At 57.4% G+C, this 16,063-nt stretch carries 10 protein-coding genes; 7 read left to right on the top strand and 3 right to left on the bottom strand.

Going from position 1 to position 16,063, the window contains the following annotated elements; translation table 11 throughout:
* The first annotated feature begins 273 nt into the window (after positions 1-273).
* On the top strand, positions 274-2,397 hold the full coding sequence (locus AB4Z24_RS00150) for a TonB-dependent receptor (RefSeq protein WP_441704904.1): 2,124 nt from the start codon (positions 274-276) through the stop codon (positions 2,395-2,397).
* Positions 2,398-2,445: 48 nt separating this feature from the next.
* On the opposite strand, the gene AB4Z24_RS00145 is transcribed toward AB4Z24_RS00150, so the two are convergent.
* Both AB4Z24_RS00145 and AB4Z24_RS00140 read right to left on the bottom strand, forming a co-directional pair.
* The gene (locus AB4Z24_RS00145) at positions 2,446-4,500 is read right to left on the bottom strand and encodes a TonB-dependent receptor (RefSeq protein ID WP_441706031.1); all 2,055 of its coding nucleotides are present in this window, start codon (positions 4,498-4,500) and stop codon (positions 2,446-2,448) included.
* Positions 4,501-5,205: 705 nt separating this feature from the next.
* On the bottom strand, positions 5,206-6,000 hold the full coding sequence (locus AB4Z24_RS00140; RefSeq protein ID WP_441704902.1) for a DeoR/GlpR family DNA-binding transcription regulator: 795 nt from the start codon (positions 5,998-6,000) through the stop codon (positions 5,206-5,208).
* A 108-nt stretch (positions 6,001-6,108) separates the two neighbouring features.
* Here AB4Z24_RS00140 and AB4Z24_RS00135 point away from each other — a divergent pair, with 108 nt between their 5' ends.
* The 4 genes from AB4Z24_RS00135 to AB4Z24_RS00120 all read left to right on the top strand — a co-directional run bounded on the left by AB4Z24_RS00135 (position 6,109) and on the right by AB4Z24_RS00120 (position 11,860).
* Entirely contained in the window at positions 6,109-7,692 is a 1,584-nt protein-coding gene (locus tag AB4Z24_RS00135; RefSeq protein WP_441704901.1) for an amino acid permease, read from the top strand.
* A gap of 102 nt (positions 7,693-7,794) precedes the next feature.
* On the top strand, positions 7,795-9,174 hold the full coding sequence (locus tag AB4Z24_RS00130) for an NAD(P)/FAD-dependent oxidoreductase (RefSeq protein WP_441704900.1): 1,380 nt from the start codon (positions 7,795-7,797) through the stop codon (positions 9,172-9,174).
* A complete protein-coding gene (locus AB4Z24_RS00125) occupies positions 9,174-10,448 on the top strand; it encodes an NAD(P)/FAD-dependent oxidoreductase (RefSeq protein ID WP_441704898.1) in 1,275 nt (424 codons plus the stop codon). Before AB4Z24_RS00130 ends, AB4Z24_RS00125 begins: the two co-directional genes overlap by 1 nt.
* Entirely contained in the window at positions 10,439-11,860 is a 1,422-nt protein-coding gene (locus tag AB4Z24_RS00120; protein WP_441704896.1) for an FGGY-family carbohydrate kinase, read from the top strand. Before AB4Z24_RS00125 ends, AB4Z24_RS00120 begins: the two co-directional genes overlap by 10 nt.
* Before the next feature lie 327 nt (positions 11,861-12,187).
* Here AB4Z24_RS00120 and AB4Z24_RS00115 read toward each other — a convergent pair whose 3' ends face one another.
* Positions 12,188-13,507: a hypothetical protein gene (locus AB4Z24_RS00115; RefSeq protein ID WP_441704894.1), complete on the bottom strand. Its 1,320-nt coding sequence runs from the start codon at positions 13,505-13,507 to the stop codon at positions 12,188-12,190.
* A 464-nt stretch (positions 13,508-13,971) separates the two neighbouring features.
* Here AB4Z24_RS00115 and AB4Z24_RS00110 point away from each other — a divergent pair, with 464 nt between their 5' ends.
* On the top strand, positions 13,972-14,904 hold the full coding sequence (locus AB4Z24_RS00110; RefSeq protein WP_441704893.1) for an NAD-dependent epimerase/dehydratase family protein: 933 nt from the start codon (positions 13,972-13,974) through the stop codon (positions 14,902-14,904).
* Between the two features lie 73 nt (positions 14,905-14,977).
* A complete protein-coding gene (gene gmd, locus AB4Z24_RS00105; protein ID WP_441704891.1) occupies positions 14,978-16,048 on the top strand; it encodes a GDP-mannose 4,6-dehydratase in 1,071 nt (356 codons plus the stop codon).
* Positions 16,049-16,063 lie beyond the last annotated feature (15 nt).

The following is a 16,063-nucleotide window of genomic DNA, read 5'->3' as shown; positions in this document are numbered from 1 at the left end:
AAACGGCGTCCCGATACATTCGCGCGCGCTGATCGCGGTCACGTGGGGAAATGCACTATGTATCGTAACCGGCGAACTCAGCTGCTTGGCGCAGCTGCGACGACTGTCGTTGCCTTAGGCCTTCAAAGCAGAGCGGTGGCGGCGCAAGAGACTTCAAGCAAACCTTTGCCACCCGTCGTGGTTCAACAAGAAAACGAAAGCCAAGCTCCCAAAAAGGCGGCTAAGAAAAAAATCCAGTCTTCTGGACCTTCGAATGCGGATTTCGAAAATGCCGTGCCGGCAGCTCCTTCATCCACACCGCTGGACGCATCTCCGGAATCCGCGACTGCCGGCGTTGGAGCGAAGGGGCTCGCGGTACCCCTAACGACCACCCGCCTTTCCGGACAGGCAATCCAGTCGCAGCGGCCCAATACCAGCGACTCGGCGCAACTTCTTACCCAAGTGCCGGGCGTCAGCGTCTACTCTTCGGGTGGGATTTCGAGCCTGCCGGCGATCAATGGCCTCAACGGCGACAGGGTCAAGGTTTTGGTCAACGGCATGGTCATCTCGCCAGCCTGCACCAATCAAATGAATCCACCGCTCTCCTATATCGATCCGTCTCAGATCGGCACGGCGGACGTGATTGCGGGCGTGACACCAGTCAGCAAAGGCGGCGACAGCCTTGGCGGGACGATCAACGTCGAGTCGCGCCCTCCGCAATTTGCCGATCTTGGTGAAGGCGTCCGGACGTCGGGCAGCATCTCTGCATTCTATCGCAGCAACGGCGACGGCATTGCGACGTCAGCGCACGCGGAAGCCGCGACGCACAACATCAGCCTAGGGTATACGGGCGCGTGGGCTAAGGCCGATGATTATGCGCGAGGGGATAACGGCCCCATCGTCCGGTCGACTCTCTATCAGGCCTACAATCATGCCTTGACGTTGGGAATTAAGAACGGCGCCGACCTCTTCACCTTCCAAGGCGTCTATGCCTCCGTTCCCTATCAGGGGTTCGTCAACCAGCGCATGGATATGGTTGATAATGACGCCTGGCTTTTCAACACTCGTTACCTGACGCACTTCGATTGGGGCACGCTCGACTTTCGCGCCTACTATCATCAGACGAAGCATCGGATGGACATGCTGGCAGACAAATCCGGCGCGATGCCGATGAGCGTCGATGGGACTGACGCGGGTTATTCGGTAAAAGCCGAAATACCTTTGACGACTGTGGATGTCCTGCGGATCGGCAATGAGTTCCATCGCCAAACGCTGAATGACTGGTGGCCGCCGGTGGCAGGCATGGATCCAATGATGGGGCCTAACACGTTTGTCGATATCAATCATGGCACCCGCCAGCGCCTCGGAACCTTCGCCGAGTGGGAACACCGTTGGGACCGCGCGTGGAGCACGCTTATCGGGGTCCGCAACGACATGGTGTGGATGGATACCGGCGACGTGACCGGATACAGCTCGATGTACGCAGCTGACGCGGCGGCATTCAACGCGCGGAGCCATGCGCGCACCGACGCCAACTTCGACGTTACGGCGCTCACCCGCTATGAACCGTCGGCCAACGAGACATATGAAATCGGCTATGCCCGTAAAACTCGCTCGCCCAACCTCTACGAACGGTACGCCTGGAGCACGGGAGCCATGGCAGCAGATATGATCGGCTGGTACGGCGATGCCAACGGCTATGTCGGCAATCTCGATCTCAAACCGGAGATCGGAAATACGGTCAGCTTCACCGCTGGCTGGCATGACCGCGCACGTCGCACATGGGAGATCAAGGTCACGCCGTATTACACCTACGTGCAGGACTATATCGATGCGAACTTCCTGAAGTCGCAGTCCAGCATGGGCGGCGGCATGGACATGGGCGGGATGGGCATGATGGATATGCCGTCATCCGAGTTCGTGACCCTTGAGTTTGCCAATCATGCCGTGCAGCTTTATGGCGTCAACGTTTCGGGAAGTCTCAATCTTTGGGAAAGCCCAGTATACGGCCAGTTCGGCCTCTCCGGCATTATCGGCTATGTCAACGGCGAGAACCTCGATACGGGTGACGCGCTCTATCACATGATGCCGCTCAATGCGCAATTGACGCTCAATCACCAGCTCGGCAACTGGTCGAATGCAGTGCAGCTGACGCTCGTCAAAGACAAAGATGACGTCAACGCGTTGCGTCATGAGCCGACGACGCCAGGCTACGCGCTCGTCGATTTGCGATCCAGCTATCAATGGCAGAACGTGCGCTTTGACTTCGGTATCGCGAACCTATTCGACAAGCTCTATTACCCGCCACTCGGCGGTGTCGACTGGGCCGACTATGCGGCGGGGGGACAGGTCGGTCTGATCTCGCCGGTGCCGGGGCAAGGACGCTCGTTCAACGCGGGTGTAACCATTACATTCTGAAGAGCAGTTGAAGCGTGGCTGGAGATCGAAATGAGTCGGCCACGCTTTTCATCTCTTGAAGTGGATGTTGACGAAGGCGCTCAATGGATTGCCGACGAACGCCCCGGCGCCGTTAGCGGCAACGAAATACCGTTCGTCGGTGATGTTATCGACGTTGAGGGTAACGCCCCAAGTCTGCGCCTCGTAGCCGAGCATCGCATTGCCGATCACATAGGAAGGCACAGAGTTTTTGTTCGTGATGTCGCTGAATGTCACGTCTCGGTAGTTCAGCCCGGCACCAATCTGGAAGCCTCGCACGCCAGCAATGGAGAATTGGTACGTGGTCCAAAGATTGGCCATGTATGCCGGCACGCCTTGAGGATGATTGCCGACTGATGTGATACCTTGAGGATTGTTGGTGATGACCGCATCCTGTGCAGTCACGTTTGCCAGGATGTGCCATTGGTCCGTGACTCTGGCGTCCAGGGACGCTTCGACGCCTTTTGTCCTTTGACTGTCGAACACGACGCCTTCGACGCCGTTGATAACGGTGGCCGTTGCGACGTTGTCACGAGAGATTGTGAAGGCTGCGGTATTCAGCACGACCCTGTCATCTGACATCGAGAATTTGATTCCCGCCTCGTATTGGAACGCCGATTCCGGAGCGCCGATGCCGTTCTGCGTATTCTCGGAGTTGAAGTTCGTGAGATGGCTTTCCGAGACGCCAAAATACGGCGACACGCCAGGGAGTAGTTTGTACAGGGTGCCGACGTTCCAACTTACCGGCGCGTCGTCCCTGTCTTGTGTTACGCCTGCGACGAGGGGCGTCCCTTCGCTCGTGAAGCGGCCAGGCACTGTAATCTGCGGATCCAGTGACGTATCCCACCAGTCTTTGCGAACACCGGCGCGGATCTTCCACCGATCAGTGACATCGATCTGATCGGTCGCGTAAACGCTAAGATAGGTCGCCTCGAGGTGATCATCGTCGCACGAATGCGAGGCATCGCATTTGAACGTAAGACCGCTCGCGGATGTTTCCGGAGGCACTGGCGCAAACGCGTCGGCGATGTTCGGAAGATCGGCTGTCGACCGGCTCGTGGAAAGTCTCTCATGCTGAACCTCGAACCCAGTCAGCAACGTATGGCCCACTGAACCCGTTGCAAACTTCCAGACCGGCTCGAATTGATAGTCGAGATCATTATCGGTGTCGTCCTGTTGGCGAAGCTGTCGGCCGACCACTTGATTCAATATGCACGCTTTCCCGGTCACCGGGTCTTTCTGTGTAGCGGGGTTCGTGCACACGAAAGTTCTCGTGCTATCGCCGTTCCGGACGGCATCAAGCGTACGATAAAGATAAGAAAAGCGGTTGTTGATGGTGAGGAAGTCGTTGACCTTCCAGGTGTCCGTGAACGTGGGGCGAAGGAAGTCCTGGGTGGCGTCGGCAAATGGCGTCGAGTACTTCGCATCGACGGGAACCCCCGTTATCGGCGAGCCCTTGAAATAGATGAGCCCGTAGGAATCGGGCGTCTGCTCGAGATGACGGGCATCAAGCGCAAACTCAAACGTATGATCACCGAAGTGCCAGATGAAGTCCGGCCTGATCTCGTAGTCCTGACTTTCCAGATCGCGAAACCCGTCCGAATGAGAAACCGTAGCGTCGATCCGATAGTCGAGACCAGGAACAGTCGAAGGGCCGGTCACAAAGAAATTATTGGTGATGGTTCCGAAAGATCCGACCTGCAAGCTGTCGCCGTAGTGGAACTCTGATGACGGCTTGTAATGTACGATGTTGATGGTGCCACCGGGCGGCCCGCTCCCGAACAGCGCGGAGCCCGGGCCCTCCTGAATTTCTATTCCTTGCACGCCATTGAGCGAGTGGGAGAGGCCTCCTAACTGATCGCCATCGGAAAAGCCGTCACTGTAGACCTGAGCGTTGAGGCCGCGGATGAGAAAGTGGTCGAAATAGCCTAGTGAGTCTTGGCCTCCGGCATTGATACCGCTGGCGTTGGTCACGGCCTGCTGAAGCGTTGCCGCGCCTTGCTCGTTTAGGACCTTTTTTGGAATGACCTGCACGCTTGCGGGCAGGTCACCGAGCGCTGTTCCGGTCTTTCCGAGTGTGGGCACTTGGTTCAAGCCGCGTGACGCGCCTCCGTCGACGGAGTCGTAAGCCCCTCCGAGGTCGTTGATACCGGGAGCCGCACTGTTTGCCGTCCCGACTTGTGAGGCTTTGTCAGCGGGCCGAGCAGATTTAGCGGTCGCCGCTTTCCTCGCTTTGGCTGCAGATGGTTTGCGGGCAGTTTTGGCATTCGACTTGTTGTCTTGATCGCCGACGTCGACGGAAACCGGTGGCAATTCGGTCGGCTTTGGCTCTTCAGCGGCCACGTTTGTGGCGAGGACGCCTGCTGACGAATTTATGCAAAGCGCAAAAAAGATACTCACAGTCCGGCGCGACGGCGCCGCACAAGAACGCGACATAGATGCCCCCAGCTTTTCGAACTTAGACGTCGGCTTAGGCCCCCCGGTCTAACTCCGACAGATCCACGAGGAACAATACTGTAGAAGTAAACAAATGTGGTATCGGCCTCATGGCCTAGAGCTTCGGACGTCGCCCGGGAAATGGCGGTGGTCGTTGAGTTGATGGAAGCCAACGCAATCCAAGCCACGCGCGGCGAGCCTTCTTGGCCTCGCAGAGACGCCCGCTGCTCGCTGCGGACATGACCAGCATGAATACGAGCTTGAACTTTGCGAGCGGACTTTAGAACCTGAATTGCGAAGATGGATTCAGGAAAAGGTTCGGAAACAGGGAGACACTGCTCCCATAGATCGCGACTAGGCAGCTTTGACGATTGACACACCGGCGTCGCTCAAAGCGCCGGCGATTTCTTGAGGCGGCTCTCCTTCGGTGACGACGCGGCTCACGGCATCGAGCGAAGCGACTTTTATTAAGCCGCCGCGGCCAAACTTCGAAGCGTCGGCAAGAACCGTGATCGAACGAGCTTGTGCAATCATCGCTCGTGCAACGTCCGCTTCTCTCACATCAAAATCGAGAATGCCCACCGTCTCGATCGAACCGACGGCCAGCACGGCATGGGTGGCATGAAAATGGCCGATCTGCTCGATCGCAAGCGGGCCGAGGTTTTCCGTCCCGTCGGCGCGATATTCACCGCCTATCAGAAACGTCGCGTTGGAAGAGCCGCGCGCCGCGAGTGCAGCGATGGCCGCGGAATTCGTGATGACGGTCAACCCGCTTGCCGAGGCCAACTGTTCCGCGAACAGCAATGTCGTCGTACCGGTATCGACAAACATGGTGTCGCCCGGCTCGAAAAGCTCGATGGCACGCCGAGCGATAGCGCGCTTGGCTTCCGCATTTTGCAAAAGACGGCCTTGAAAGGGGCCTTCTACGTCTGTCTCGGGAGGGCGCGGGTCGATCAGTGTTGCACCGCCGTGAATCTTGCGGATGCGACCGCGCTCCGCCAGATCCGTGAGGTCGCGGCGGACCGTTTCCTTTGACGTTCCAAGCAGTTCGGCCAAGAGATCGACAGTCACGCGCTCGCGTTCGCGGACCATGTGTTCAATTCGCTCGCGGCGAGCTTCCGGGCGCATACCCACTGTTCGTTCGGTCATTCTATTTGACTGTTCGGTCATTCTAGCAGAGCATATGCCAGATATCGTGCCCGCTTGGGCGAAATTTGTCGATAAATCACGACCGAAGTCAACAATTGGGGGTTGAGCATGGGTCACGATGAAGACACCAAAGTCCTCCACTCCATGGGCTACGCGCAGGAACTGTCGCGGCGCATGGGTGCGTTCTCGAATTTTGCGATCTCGTTTTCGATCATCTGCATTCTTGCGGGTGGCATCACGTCTTTCCCACTGGCCATGGCGACGGGCGGCGGCTTCGAAGCGACCTTTGGTTGGATCGTCGGCGGCTTATTCGCTCTTCTCGTTGCGGCGTGTCTCGGTCAGATCGCCTCGGCCTATCCGACAGCAGGGGCGCTCTACCACTGGTCTTCGATCCTCGGCGGTCGAGGGTGGGGCTGGGCAACGGCTTGGATCAATCTGCTCGGTCTGATCTTCGTCGTCGCGTCGGTTGACGTCGGCGTGTGGCAGCTATTCCGCGACCTCGTTGTGTCGGGCGTGTTCCATGTCGACGTCACGAATTGGACGGTACAATCGACCGATCCTCTTCCGGCGGGAATGACGCTTGACCAAGTCAACGCCATCAATAACAACGCCTACTACGTGCAGGTCGCGGCGGTGACCCTCATCGTTGCCGTGCAAGCGCTCGTCAATCACTTCGGTATCAAGCTCACAACGCTGCTGACAGACTTCTCCGGCTATCTGATCCTCGTCGTCGCTGTCGTGCTGACGGCGATGTTTTTCATCTGGGGGGCCGGCAATTTCTCGCACGCATTCACTTTTGCCAACAATACGGGTGATGCGGGCGGCGGCTATGTGCCCGCGGCGCGGACGGCGGTTGTGGCATTTCTCGTTGGTCTTCTCTATCCGCTTTATACGATCACGGGCTTCGACGCTTCAGCGCATACTTCCGAAGAGACCAACGACGCACGCCGCAGCGTGCCGAAGGGTATGCTGCATTCGGTGTTCTGGTCGCTGGTGTTCGGCTTTGTGATGGCGCTCTCGTTCGTCGTTGCGAGCCCAGATCTTGCGGCGACCGCCAAGGACGGAGCGGCCGCATGGTTCAACATGTTCAACAATCTGCCGGCGCCGACATGGCTGAAGGACCTCATTGCAATCTCGATCGTCGTGGCGAACTTCATCTGCGCACTTGCGGGCCTCACATCGACATCGCGGATGATCTACGCTTTCGCTCGTGACGGCGGACTGCCAGGGTCGGGCCTATGGCGTCGTGTCAGTCCGCAATGGCGCACGCCGGTTCCGGCGATTTGGCTCGGCGCGGTGCTCTCGGTCGCCGCCACGCTCTACTCACCGGCCTTTGCCGCCCTCGCGGCCGGGTGCGCGCTCTTCCTCTATGTTTCCTATGCGATGCCGATTGCGGCGGGTCTCTTCGCGGAGGGCAGGACGTGGACGGAGTTCGGACCTTTCCGCCTCGGTGTCTTTTCGAAGCCGATGGGCTTCCTGGTGGTGGTCGGAACTTTTATTCTGGCGTACGCAGGCATCCAGCCGCCGTTCGACATTCTGATCAACTATGCGATCGGCTTGATCGTGCTGCTGATCGTCTTGTGGTTCGGACTTGAATCTCGTCGCTTCAAGGGTCCGCCGATCGGCGCCGAAATCGCCAGACGGCAAGCGGAAATCGCGGCAGCCGAGAAAGCCGTCGGCGAGTCCGCTTAAGTATGAGACTAGCGAAAGCCGTGGGCTTCAAAGCCCGCGGCTTTTTTATTTCCGTTAGGGCGCGTGAGTGTCGGCGCGCCGAATGGCAAAGGACAAAAGAAAATGTCTGTTGCGGACGTCGCGATCGTTGGCGCGGGCGTCGTTGGCTGCGCCATGGCGAGACGGTTCACCCTCGAAGGCGCCAAGGTGGTTCTTCTCGAGCGGGGAACAGATCTGCTTTCGGGCGCGAGCAAGGCGAATAGCGCCATCCTCCACACGGGTTTCGATGCGCCGACAGGCAGCGTCGAATTGAGTTGCATGCAGGCTGGATACTCCGAGTATCTGGCGATCCGCGAAAGCTTCAATCTTCCTCTCTTAGAGACGGGCGCGATGGTCGTCGCCTGGTCGGAATCGGAGAGAGCCGCACTCGAAGGTATTGAAGCTCAAGCCCGGGCGAGCGGCGTCGGCGATGTCCGGCGCCTGACGGCAGAGGAAATCCGCAGTCGTGAACCGGAACTCTCGCCGCGCGCACTTGAAGCTCTTCTGGTGCCGGGCGAACACGTCATCGATCCCTGGTCGCCATTTCTCGCTTATTTGCTCCAAGCCAAGATGCATGGCGCGGAGATTGCGTTCGCGGCAGAAGTTCTGTCCGGCGCCTTCGACGGCGAGGTCTGGACCCTCCGGACCAGCATGGGCGAGCGGCGGGCGCGAACCGTCATTAACAGCGCCGGCCTCTATGGCGACCGGCTTGACGCGCGCCTTCTCGGCGCGGCGTCGTTTCAGATCAAGCCCCGCAAAGGCCAGTTCGTCGTCTTCGACAAAGCGGCGGCGAAGCTGCTGAGGACGATCATCCTGCCGGTGCCTTCCGAACGCACAAAGGGTGTCGTCCTAACCCGTACCGCGTTCGGAAACGTCCTCGTCGGGCCGACGGCGGAGGAGCAGGAAGATCGCGAACGTGCGACCGTCGAAGAAAACGCGCTACGCGCCTTGATCGCGCGCGCTGTGGAAATGATGCCGGCGCTGGCCGATGTCGACGTTACTGCCGTTTATGCCGGGCTTAGACCCGCGACCGAAGAGAAGGGCTATCGCATCTCTACCTATCCAGACCGCAACTGGATCACAGTTGGAGGCATCCGCTCGACGGGGATGACCGCATCACTCGGCATCGCCCGTCACGTCTACAACCTCTATGAAGAAATGGGCCATCGTCATTCGCCGGTAGCAGAACCGGCAACTCCGCGCGTGCCCAATCTGGCAGAAGACCGCCCGCGGGATTGGCAATCGTCTGGCTACGGCGAGATCGTCTGCCATTGCGAGATGGTGACTCTGCGTGAAATCGAGCAGGCCCTGTCGGGCCCGTTGCCAGCCGGTGATCTTGGGGGCCTCAAACGTCGCACGCGGTGCGGCATGGGTCGGTGCCAGGGCTTTTATTGTAACGCGCGACTTGCCGAACTGACCAAGGATCATTTCGCATCCCCACTGGCGATCGGGGACGCAGCGTGATGTCGGCGCCCTTTGACGTCGCCAATGCTGAGGTGCTCGTTATCGGCGCGGGTCCAGCGGGTCTCGCTGCAGCGACACGGCTAAAGAGCCTTGGCGTCCGAAATGTCATTGTCGTCGACCGCGAGCAGCAGGCCGGCGGTATCCCTCGGCACTGCGGACACCCTCCCTTCGGCATGCGTGAATTCGGGCGCGTATTGACAGGCCCCGTTTACGCGCGGCGCCTCTCAGAGCGCGCGCAACGTGCCGGTGTTGAACTTTTGCTCGGATGCTCCGTGGTTGGGATCGATCATATCGGCGGGATTGTCGTCACCTGTGCCAGCAGTCGAGGACCGATTGAGATCCGGGCCAAGCGCGTTATTCTCGCGACCGGCGTCAGGGAAACATCGCGGGCGGCGCGGCTGATTTCCGGCGATCGGCCGCTCGGCGTTCTCAATACCGGCGCTCTCCAGTCCTACGCTTATCTGCAGCACATGGCGCCGTTTCGCCGGCCCGTCATCGTCGGCACGGAGTTGGTGGCGCTGTCCGGGTTATTGACGTGCCGCAAGATCGGCGCAGCGCCCGTCGCCATGATTGAAGATCGCGACAGACCGACGGTGCGGCGGATTTCCATGCTGCTACCCCGCCTGCTCGGTGTGCCGGTGCGATACGGAACACACGTCGCGGATATCAAAGGTAAACGGCGCGTCGAGGCGGTTACGCTGCGTCGCGCCGATGGCACCATAAAAGATATGGAATGCGACGGCGTGCTCCTCACCGGCCGTTTTATGCCGGAAGCGACACTGGCCCGTGCAGCAGGACTAGCAATCGATCGCGGCACGGGTGGCCCGATGATTGATCAGTTCGGGCGCACGAGCGAGCCCCGTATTTTCGCTGCCGGCAACGTTCTGCATCCTGTGGACACTGCCGGATGGTCGTGGCGCGAGGGCCGGCGGATCGCTGAGTTCGTTGCGGCCGATCTCGCGGGGCAGCTGCCGGCGGTAGCGCGTACCGTCAAGCTGACACCGGGTGAGGGTGTTCGCTATGTCGTGCCGCAACGCCTTGTTCCGGAAAAGGGCGGTCTCACACATCTGCAATTGCGCGTGGCGGACGATGTCTCCGGTGCGCTAACGGCACGTTGTCGAGGGCAGCTCATCATGACGCAACCGTTGACGTCCGGGCCGGAGCGGCGAATCCTAGCGACCATTCCTGCATTCGATCGGGCCGTTGGCGAGGTCGTCTTCAGTTTAGACGACATTCGGTCAGCGACATCCCGGAGCGATGCAACATGCGTGTAGCAGCGATCGACCAGGGGACAACTTCGACTCGGGTTCTGGTCGCCAATACGAACGGCAATATCGAGATTGCCTGCGCCGTCACACATCAGCAAAACCACCCACACGCTGGATGGGTTGAGCACGATCCGGAAGAGCTGCTGGCGAACATTCGCCATTGCCTCAAGGCCGCGGGGCAGGTCGATGCGATCGGCCTCGATAATCAGGGCGAGAGCTGCCTTGCCTGGGATGCACGAACGGGTGCGGCAGTCTCCCCCGTCATCGTGTGGCAGGACAATCGCACAGCCGATGCCGTTGCGCGACTGAAAGACAGCGGCGCCGAAACTTTGACATTGGCGCGAGCGGGTTTGCCGCTCGACGCATACTTCTCGGCATCCAAGCTCGCTTGGATCATCAACAATATTCCGGCGGCGAAAACAGCGCTTGAAGCCGGTCATCTGCGTCTCGGTACGACAGATGCTTTCTTTCTTGATCGTCTCGCCGGCCACTTTGCAACCGACGTCACGACGGCCTCTCGGACATCGCTGATGAACCTTGAGACCGGCCAGTGGGATGCCGAGCTCTGCGAGCTCTTCGGCGTCCCTATCGCGTGCCTTCCGGGAATCCGGCCGACGGTCTGCAACTACGGCAGTATCGACGGCGTCCCAGTGACGGCCGCCGTGGTCGATCAGCAAGCCGCTCTTTTCGGCCATGGCTGCCGGAAGCCAGGCGACGCCAAAATCACGTTTGGAACCGGCGCCTTCGCTTTGGCCGTGACGGGTGAAGAGATCACGCGCGCGCCTGAAAAAGGTTTGCTTCCAACGGTCGCCTGGTCGATCGGCGGCCGCATGACTTATGCGGTGGACGGCGGCGTCTATGACGCGGGCTCAGCGATCGAATGGGCGCGTCGCATCGGACTCGTTTCGGATCTCACCGCAGACCTCGATTGGTTCGACATGCCGGCAGCGATTGAGCGAGGGGTCGTATTCGTGCCCGCACTATCGGGTCTCGCATGTCCTCATTGGGACCGGACCGCCGCATCCCTGTTTCTTGGCATGTCGGCAGCGACGACGAAGGAGGATCTTCGCCAGGCGATGCTCGAGGGAATCGCACTAAGCGCCGCCGACGTCGTGGGGGCGATGAATGCGCATGTTCCGATCGGCCGCTCGATCGCTATCGACGGCGGCCTCGCCCGCAGCAAATACTTTGCGCAATTCCTGGCGGACATGATCGGGCGCGACGTTCTCGCAACGGACTTCGACGAGCGTACAGCGTTTGGCACGGCGTCGCTTGCGGCGCTAGGGGCGGGCGTTGTGTTGCCGGAGCCTAAGACTGTGCCCATCACTTTTTCCCCGCGTATCGGTGACAGTACCGCGATACGTCAACGCTTTAGTGAAGCCGTATCGCGCTGTAGGGGCTGGCGAGATTTGGGCTAGCCGTTGACTCATCTATGCGGCCGAAGTGGTTTTCCGCCCATCAAGTGGAAACGCAAGGACGCGCCTGCCCGAGCTCTCCACCGTGCGGACGAGATCCGATGTAGCTTGGATGTTTGCAGCATCAAAATTTGCGAGACCAAGTGCAATTCCAAGAAAGGTCGCAAAAATATCCGCAGCCACTGTCATTATTTAGGTCTGCAAAGCCGAGAGGCTGTGTGAGAACGCAGGAGCTGCCGCTTGGCGGTAGGATCCTGACCAGGTCGCTGAGGCCTCACATCGCCCCAAGCAGCTTCGGCACGCCGAGGATCGCCATCACCCGCGGCAGCTCTACGTTCGATCTAGCTGCTCACCTACCTCAAAATGATGCAAATATCTTTCGGCCAATTTACGAATATTATGCTGTTCGTAGCTGGCGTCTTGCGCTGGTTCAAAATTCCGGTGCGAATAGAGTATCTTCTGTGCAAGTTCGACGAAATTACCTATATCAAACATCTCGCCAACATTCCCGAAGTATCTCATCGATTCCGAGAATGATAGGTTATTTGCACAAAATAGCCGCCCCTTCATTTCGATTGCCAAGGGAAGAACGCCTGACATGCTCTGACCGACCTCCCGGTACGGTAAGAGAACCCCGTCACAGCACCTAAGCGCCTCCATAAACTCTGGGTCAGGAAGGGAGCCAACAAACCTTATCCGACGCAGCAGTCGTTCGATGTGTTTCGGATCTCCGGTGGAATCCACAATGGAAGCGGGAGAAAAAAACTGACCGAAGCCCATTAGCTCTAGTATTGAGCGTAGGTAGTCATCAATTTCCTTATGAGGCATTATTGTTTGTGGGTGCTGACCGCCAAAAATACCAAGGACGTATTCATCCGGCAAAAGCGATAGCGCGCGGATAGCAGTCTCGATCCCCTTATAACTCCCGAAGAAGCCGAATACTCCCAATACTTTCTGGTCTGAGCCAAAGCCATGCTTGGCCTTAAAGGATTTTGAATCAGACTTTTCAATAAGATTTTTTCTCGTTTCCGGCAAAAGGAATGCCAGTGGATAGTCAAAGCAGTACCTATTCTTATAGGTTTCTGAAATGAGGCGTAGTTCACGTTTGGTGTGGACGCAAATCCAGGTGTTTTTCTGCGTACTCAGCGTCATGCAATAATCTATGACATCCTTATAAAGCTGAGCATATCCGTTGTGACGAATGCCTTTCCGATATTTCCCAGACGTCGCTACGGAAATAAGATGATTGACCCGCGATCGCCTGAGGGTCGTTGCTGGATCCACACGATGCATTGTTACAATTAAGTTTGGTGCAGAGTCGGCCAGCACCTTGAACCGCCTGAGCATGCTGGAACGATTCACGCCGTACAGTCCTGCTTCAAATTGAATATTTACATAGTCAAAATTCTGCAGGCGAGACGCGAGTTCGTAAATATGCCTGTCCGCAGCCTGCTCCACGAATGCGCCGTGCTTTTGGAGAAGGTTCAAATCGAGTGCCAGCACCTCGACATCGACATGCTCTTGGAAAGCAAGCTTCAACGCATGTGAATAGAAGGCATTGCCACAGCCTTCGTCATAACTGCTGATAATAGCAAGTCGTTTCCGTCCCACCAAAACACCCCCCCCTTGGCCCGCCTTCATCGCGATCATAGGGCCAAAATAAAACCTCTGCCGCCGTCGCCCTGCAGCTGGCCAACGCGTAGTAGGACAAGCGGGACACAGGCCGCAAGTACAGTGGGCGGTGGCCCACCGCGACAAGTCGGCGGCACCACGACTTCGACACACCGTTTCTAATTCGCGTTTTGGTCAGACTCGGAAACGGTGTGGAGGCGGTGTGGAGACGGTGTGAAAACGGTGTGGAAACGGTCGAAGTCGTTTTCGACTTTGCCTGTTTTGAAAACGCAGGCGACCCACGTCCGTGATGATTTGTCACCATCTCTCCGGGGTGACGCTCAATCAATGTAAAACGAATTAGAGTCCACCAATCGTCGTTTGGATGATTGATCAGAGTGTGATATCAGCCGCCACCTGATCGGCTGCCAACGGGTCAGCAAGGATAGGGACCTGAGCGTGCGGCAAGAGACCAAAAACATGATCACGGTATGGTTCTGTTGATGAGCGATGCCAAAAGAATTTTGATAACTGGGGCGACGGGAGTCGTAGGCACTGCGCTTCTACAACATCTCAGGACTTCGGGTTACGAGGTGGTTGCGCTGCTCGGCCAAAAACATTGCAATCTTGAGGACGCGTCCGACACACAGGACGCATTCAACGACGCTCGGCCGGATTGCGTCATCCATCTGGCTGCAGCAGTTTATGGGCTTGGAGGCAACATAACCTTCCCCGGCGATATTTTTCGCCGCAACATGCTCATAAATACAAACGTCATCGACGCTTCGAGAAAGTGTGGCGCGCGCAAGATCGTCGCCATGGGAACCACTGCGATCTATTCCGACCGGGTGCGACATCCCTTCCAGGAAAGTGACGCCCTTGTTGATGTTCCACATGGCTCTGAGTTTGCTTATGCGTATGCTAAGCGCGCCATGCTTGTGCAATTAGAGTGTTACCAACGACAGTTTGGGCTCGACTTTTCCTACGCTATTTCAACCAACATTTATGGGCCGTATGATCGTTTCGATCCGAATTATGGTCATGTCGTGCCGTCGCTCATTTGGAAATTTGCGAATGCGGAAAAGTCAGGAAGCGTCGTTGAAGTCTGGGGTGATGGGTCTCCCACACGAGATTTCATATATGCGAGCGACGTTGCGCAAGGCCTCTGCACAATGCTGGAACACGGTTCCGGGGCCTACAACCTGGCCACAGGCAAGGTGCATACAATTCGCGAACTCGTTTCTATAATCTCACAGCATTTTCCCGACATTGAATATCGCTGGGACACGTCGAAGCCGCTCGGTCAAAAATGCCGCTCCTATGACATCGCGCGGTTAAGCCAGCTTGGCTTTAAATCCCAGCATACTTTGGAAATGGGTATTCGAGAGACTGTTCAATGGATCCGAACCCATTGGGACAATATTCGCACGGAATGATGAATTGGTCGGGAATTTTGCCGGCTCTGCGCCGAATATGGGTTGAGCGACAAGCATCGTTATCGGGGAAATGATGAAGACTGCACTTATTACAGGCATCACCGGCCAGGACGGGGCTTGGCTCGCACGTTACCTTCTCGATCTTCAGTATGAAGTGCATGGGTTGGTCCGGCGCGCCAGTTCGCCGAACATTCATCGCCTTTCACGCATTTGCGGTGACGAATTGAACTCCGGGCAACTTCGACTCAACTATGGCGATTTAATTGACGCTGGCTCGCTCAATCGCGTCATCGGACATGTCGCGCCTGACGAACTTTATAATCTCGCAGCGCAGAGTCATGTCCTCGTTTCCTTTGAAACGCCTGAGTATACGGCGAACGCCGACGGCGTGGGAGCCCTGCGGTTGCTCGAGGCCATTCGACAAAATGGTCTCGCTTCAAAAACGCGATTTTATCAAGCTTCGACCTCGGAACTCTACGGCAAAGTCGTGGAAACCCCTCAATCAGAACGAACGCCGTTCTATCCGAGGAGTCCCTACGGGGTTGCGAAGCTTTACGGATACTGGATCACCGTAAATTATCGCGAGGCCTACGGAATGCATGCCTCAAACGGTATTTTGTTCAATCACGAGGGAGAATTGCGAGGCGAGATTTTTGTAACTCGCAAGATTTCAAAGGCGGCGGCCCGTTGGGCTCTCGGGGAACGGAGTATTCTATTCCTCGGCAATCTTGACGCTAAACGGGATTGGGGCGATGCACGAGATTATGTTCGAGGCATGCATCTCATTGTGCAGCAGGCGGAGCCCGATGATTATGTTTTGGCCACTGGGGAAGTACATAGCGTTCGCGAATTTGTCGATTTAGCATTTGATGCCATCGGCGTGAAAATTGAATGGTCCGGATCGGCCACTAATGAGATCGGAAGGGATGCGCTCAGTGGTGAGATTGTTGTGAAAATTGATCCCTCCTTCTTTCGCCCCACCGAAGTGGACTTGCTGCTGGGGGATCCTCGCAAGGCTCTCAATCGTCTTGGGTGGCGTCACGAACGCCAATTCCCAGAATTGGTAAAAGATATGGTGATGGCGGATATGGCGCGTCAGAAACTGATAAAGGCCAATAATTTGAACTTGGAAATATTTATTTGATTTATTCAGTTGAGC

Origin of the sequence: Hyphomicrobium sp. 2TAF46, assembly GCF_052114865.1 — a bacterium.
In the GTDB taxonomy this organism is placed as follows: domain Bacteria; phylum Pseudomonadota; class Alphaproteobacteria; order Rhizobiales; family Hyphomicrobiaceae; genus Hyphomicrobium_B.
This window is presented reverse-complemented; position numbering and strand designations above follow the sequence as displayed.

Coding starts and splice junctions, on each gene's coding strand:
- AB4Z24_RS00140 (WP_441704902.1), bottom strand. CDS start 6,000: ATGACCGAACGAACAGTGGGTATGCGCCCGGAAGCTCGCCGCGAGCGA.
- AB4Z24_RS00135 (WP_441704901.1), top strand. CDS start 6,109: ATGGGTCACGATGAAGACACCAAAGTCCTCCACTCCATGGGCTACGCG.
- AB4Z24_RS00110 (WP_441704893.1), top strand. CDS start 13,972: ATGAGCGATGCCAAAAGAATTTTGATAACTGGGGCGACGGGAGTCGTA.
- AB4Z24_RS00115 (WP_441704894.1), bottom strand. CDS start 13,507: ATGATCGCGATGAAGGCGGGCCAAGGGGGGGGTGTTTTGGTGGGACGG.
- AB4Z24_RS00130 (WP_441704900.1), top strand. CDS start 7,795: ATGTCTGTTGCGGACGTCGCGATCGTTGGCGCGGGCGTCGTTGGCTGC.
- AB4Z24_RS00120 (WP_441704896.1), top strand. CDS start 10,439: ATGCGTGTAGCAGCGATCGACCAGGGGACAACTTCGACTCGGGTTCTG.
- gmd (WP_441704891.1), top strand. CDS start 14,978: ATGAAGACTGCACTTATTACAGGCATCACCGGCCAGGACGGGGCTTGG.
- AB4Z24_RS00125 (WP_441704898.1), top strand. CDS start 9,174: ATGTCGGCGCCCTTTGACGTCGCCAATGCTGAGGTGCTCGTTATCGGC.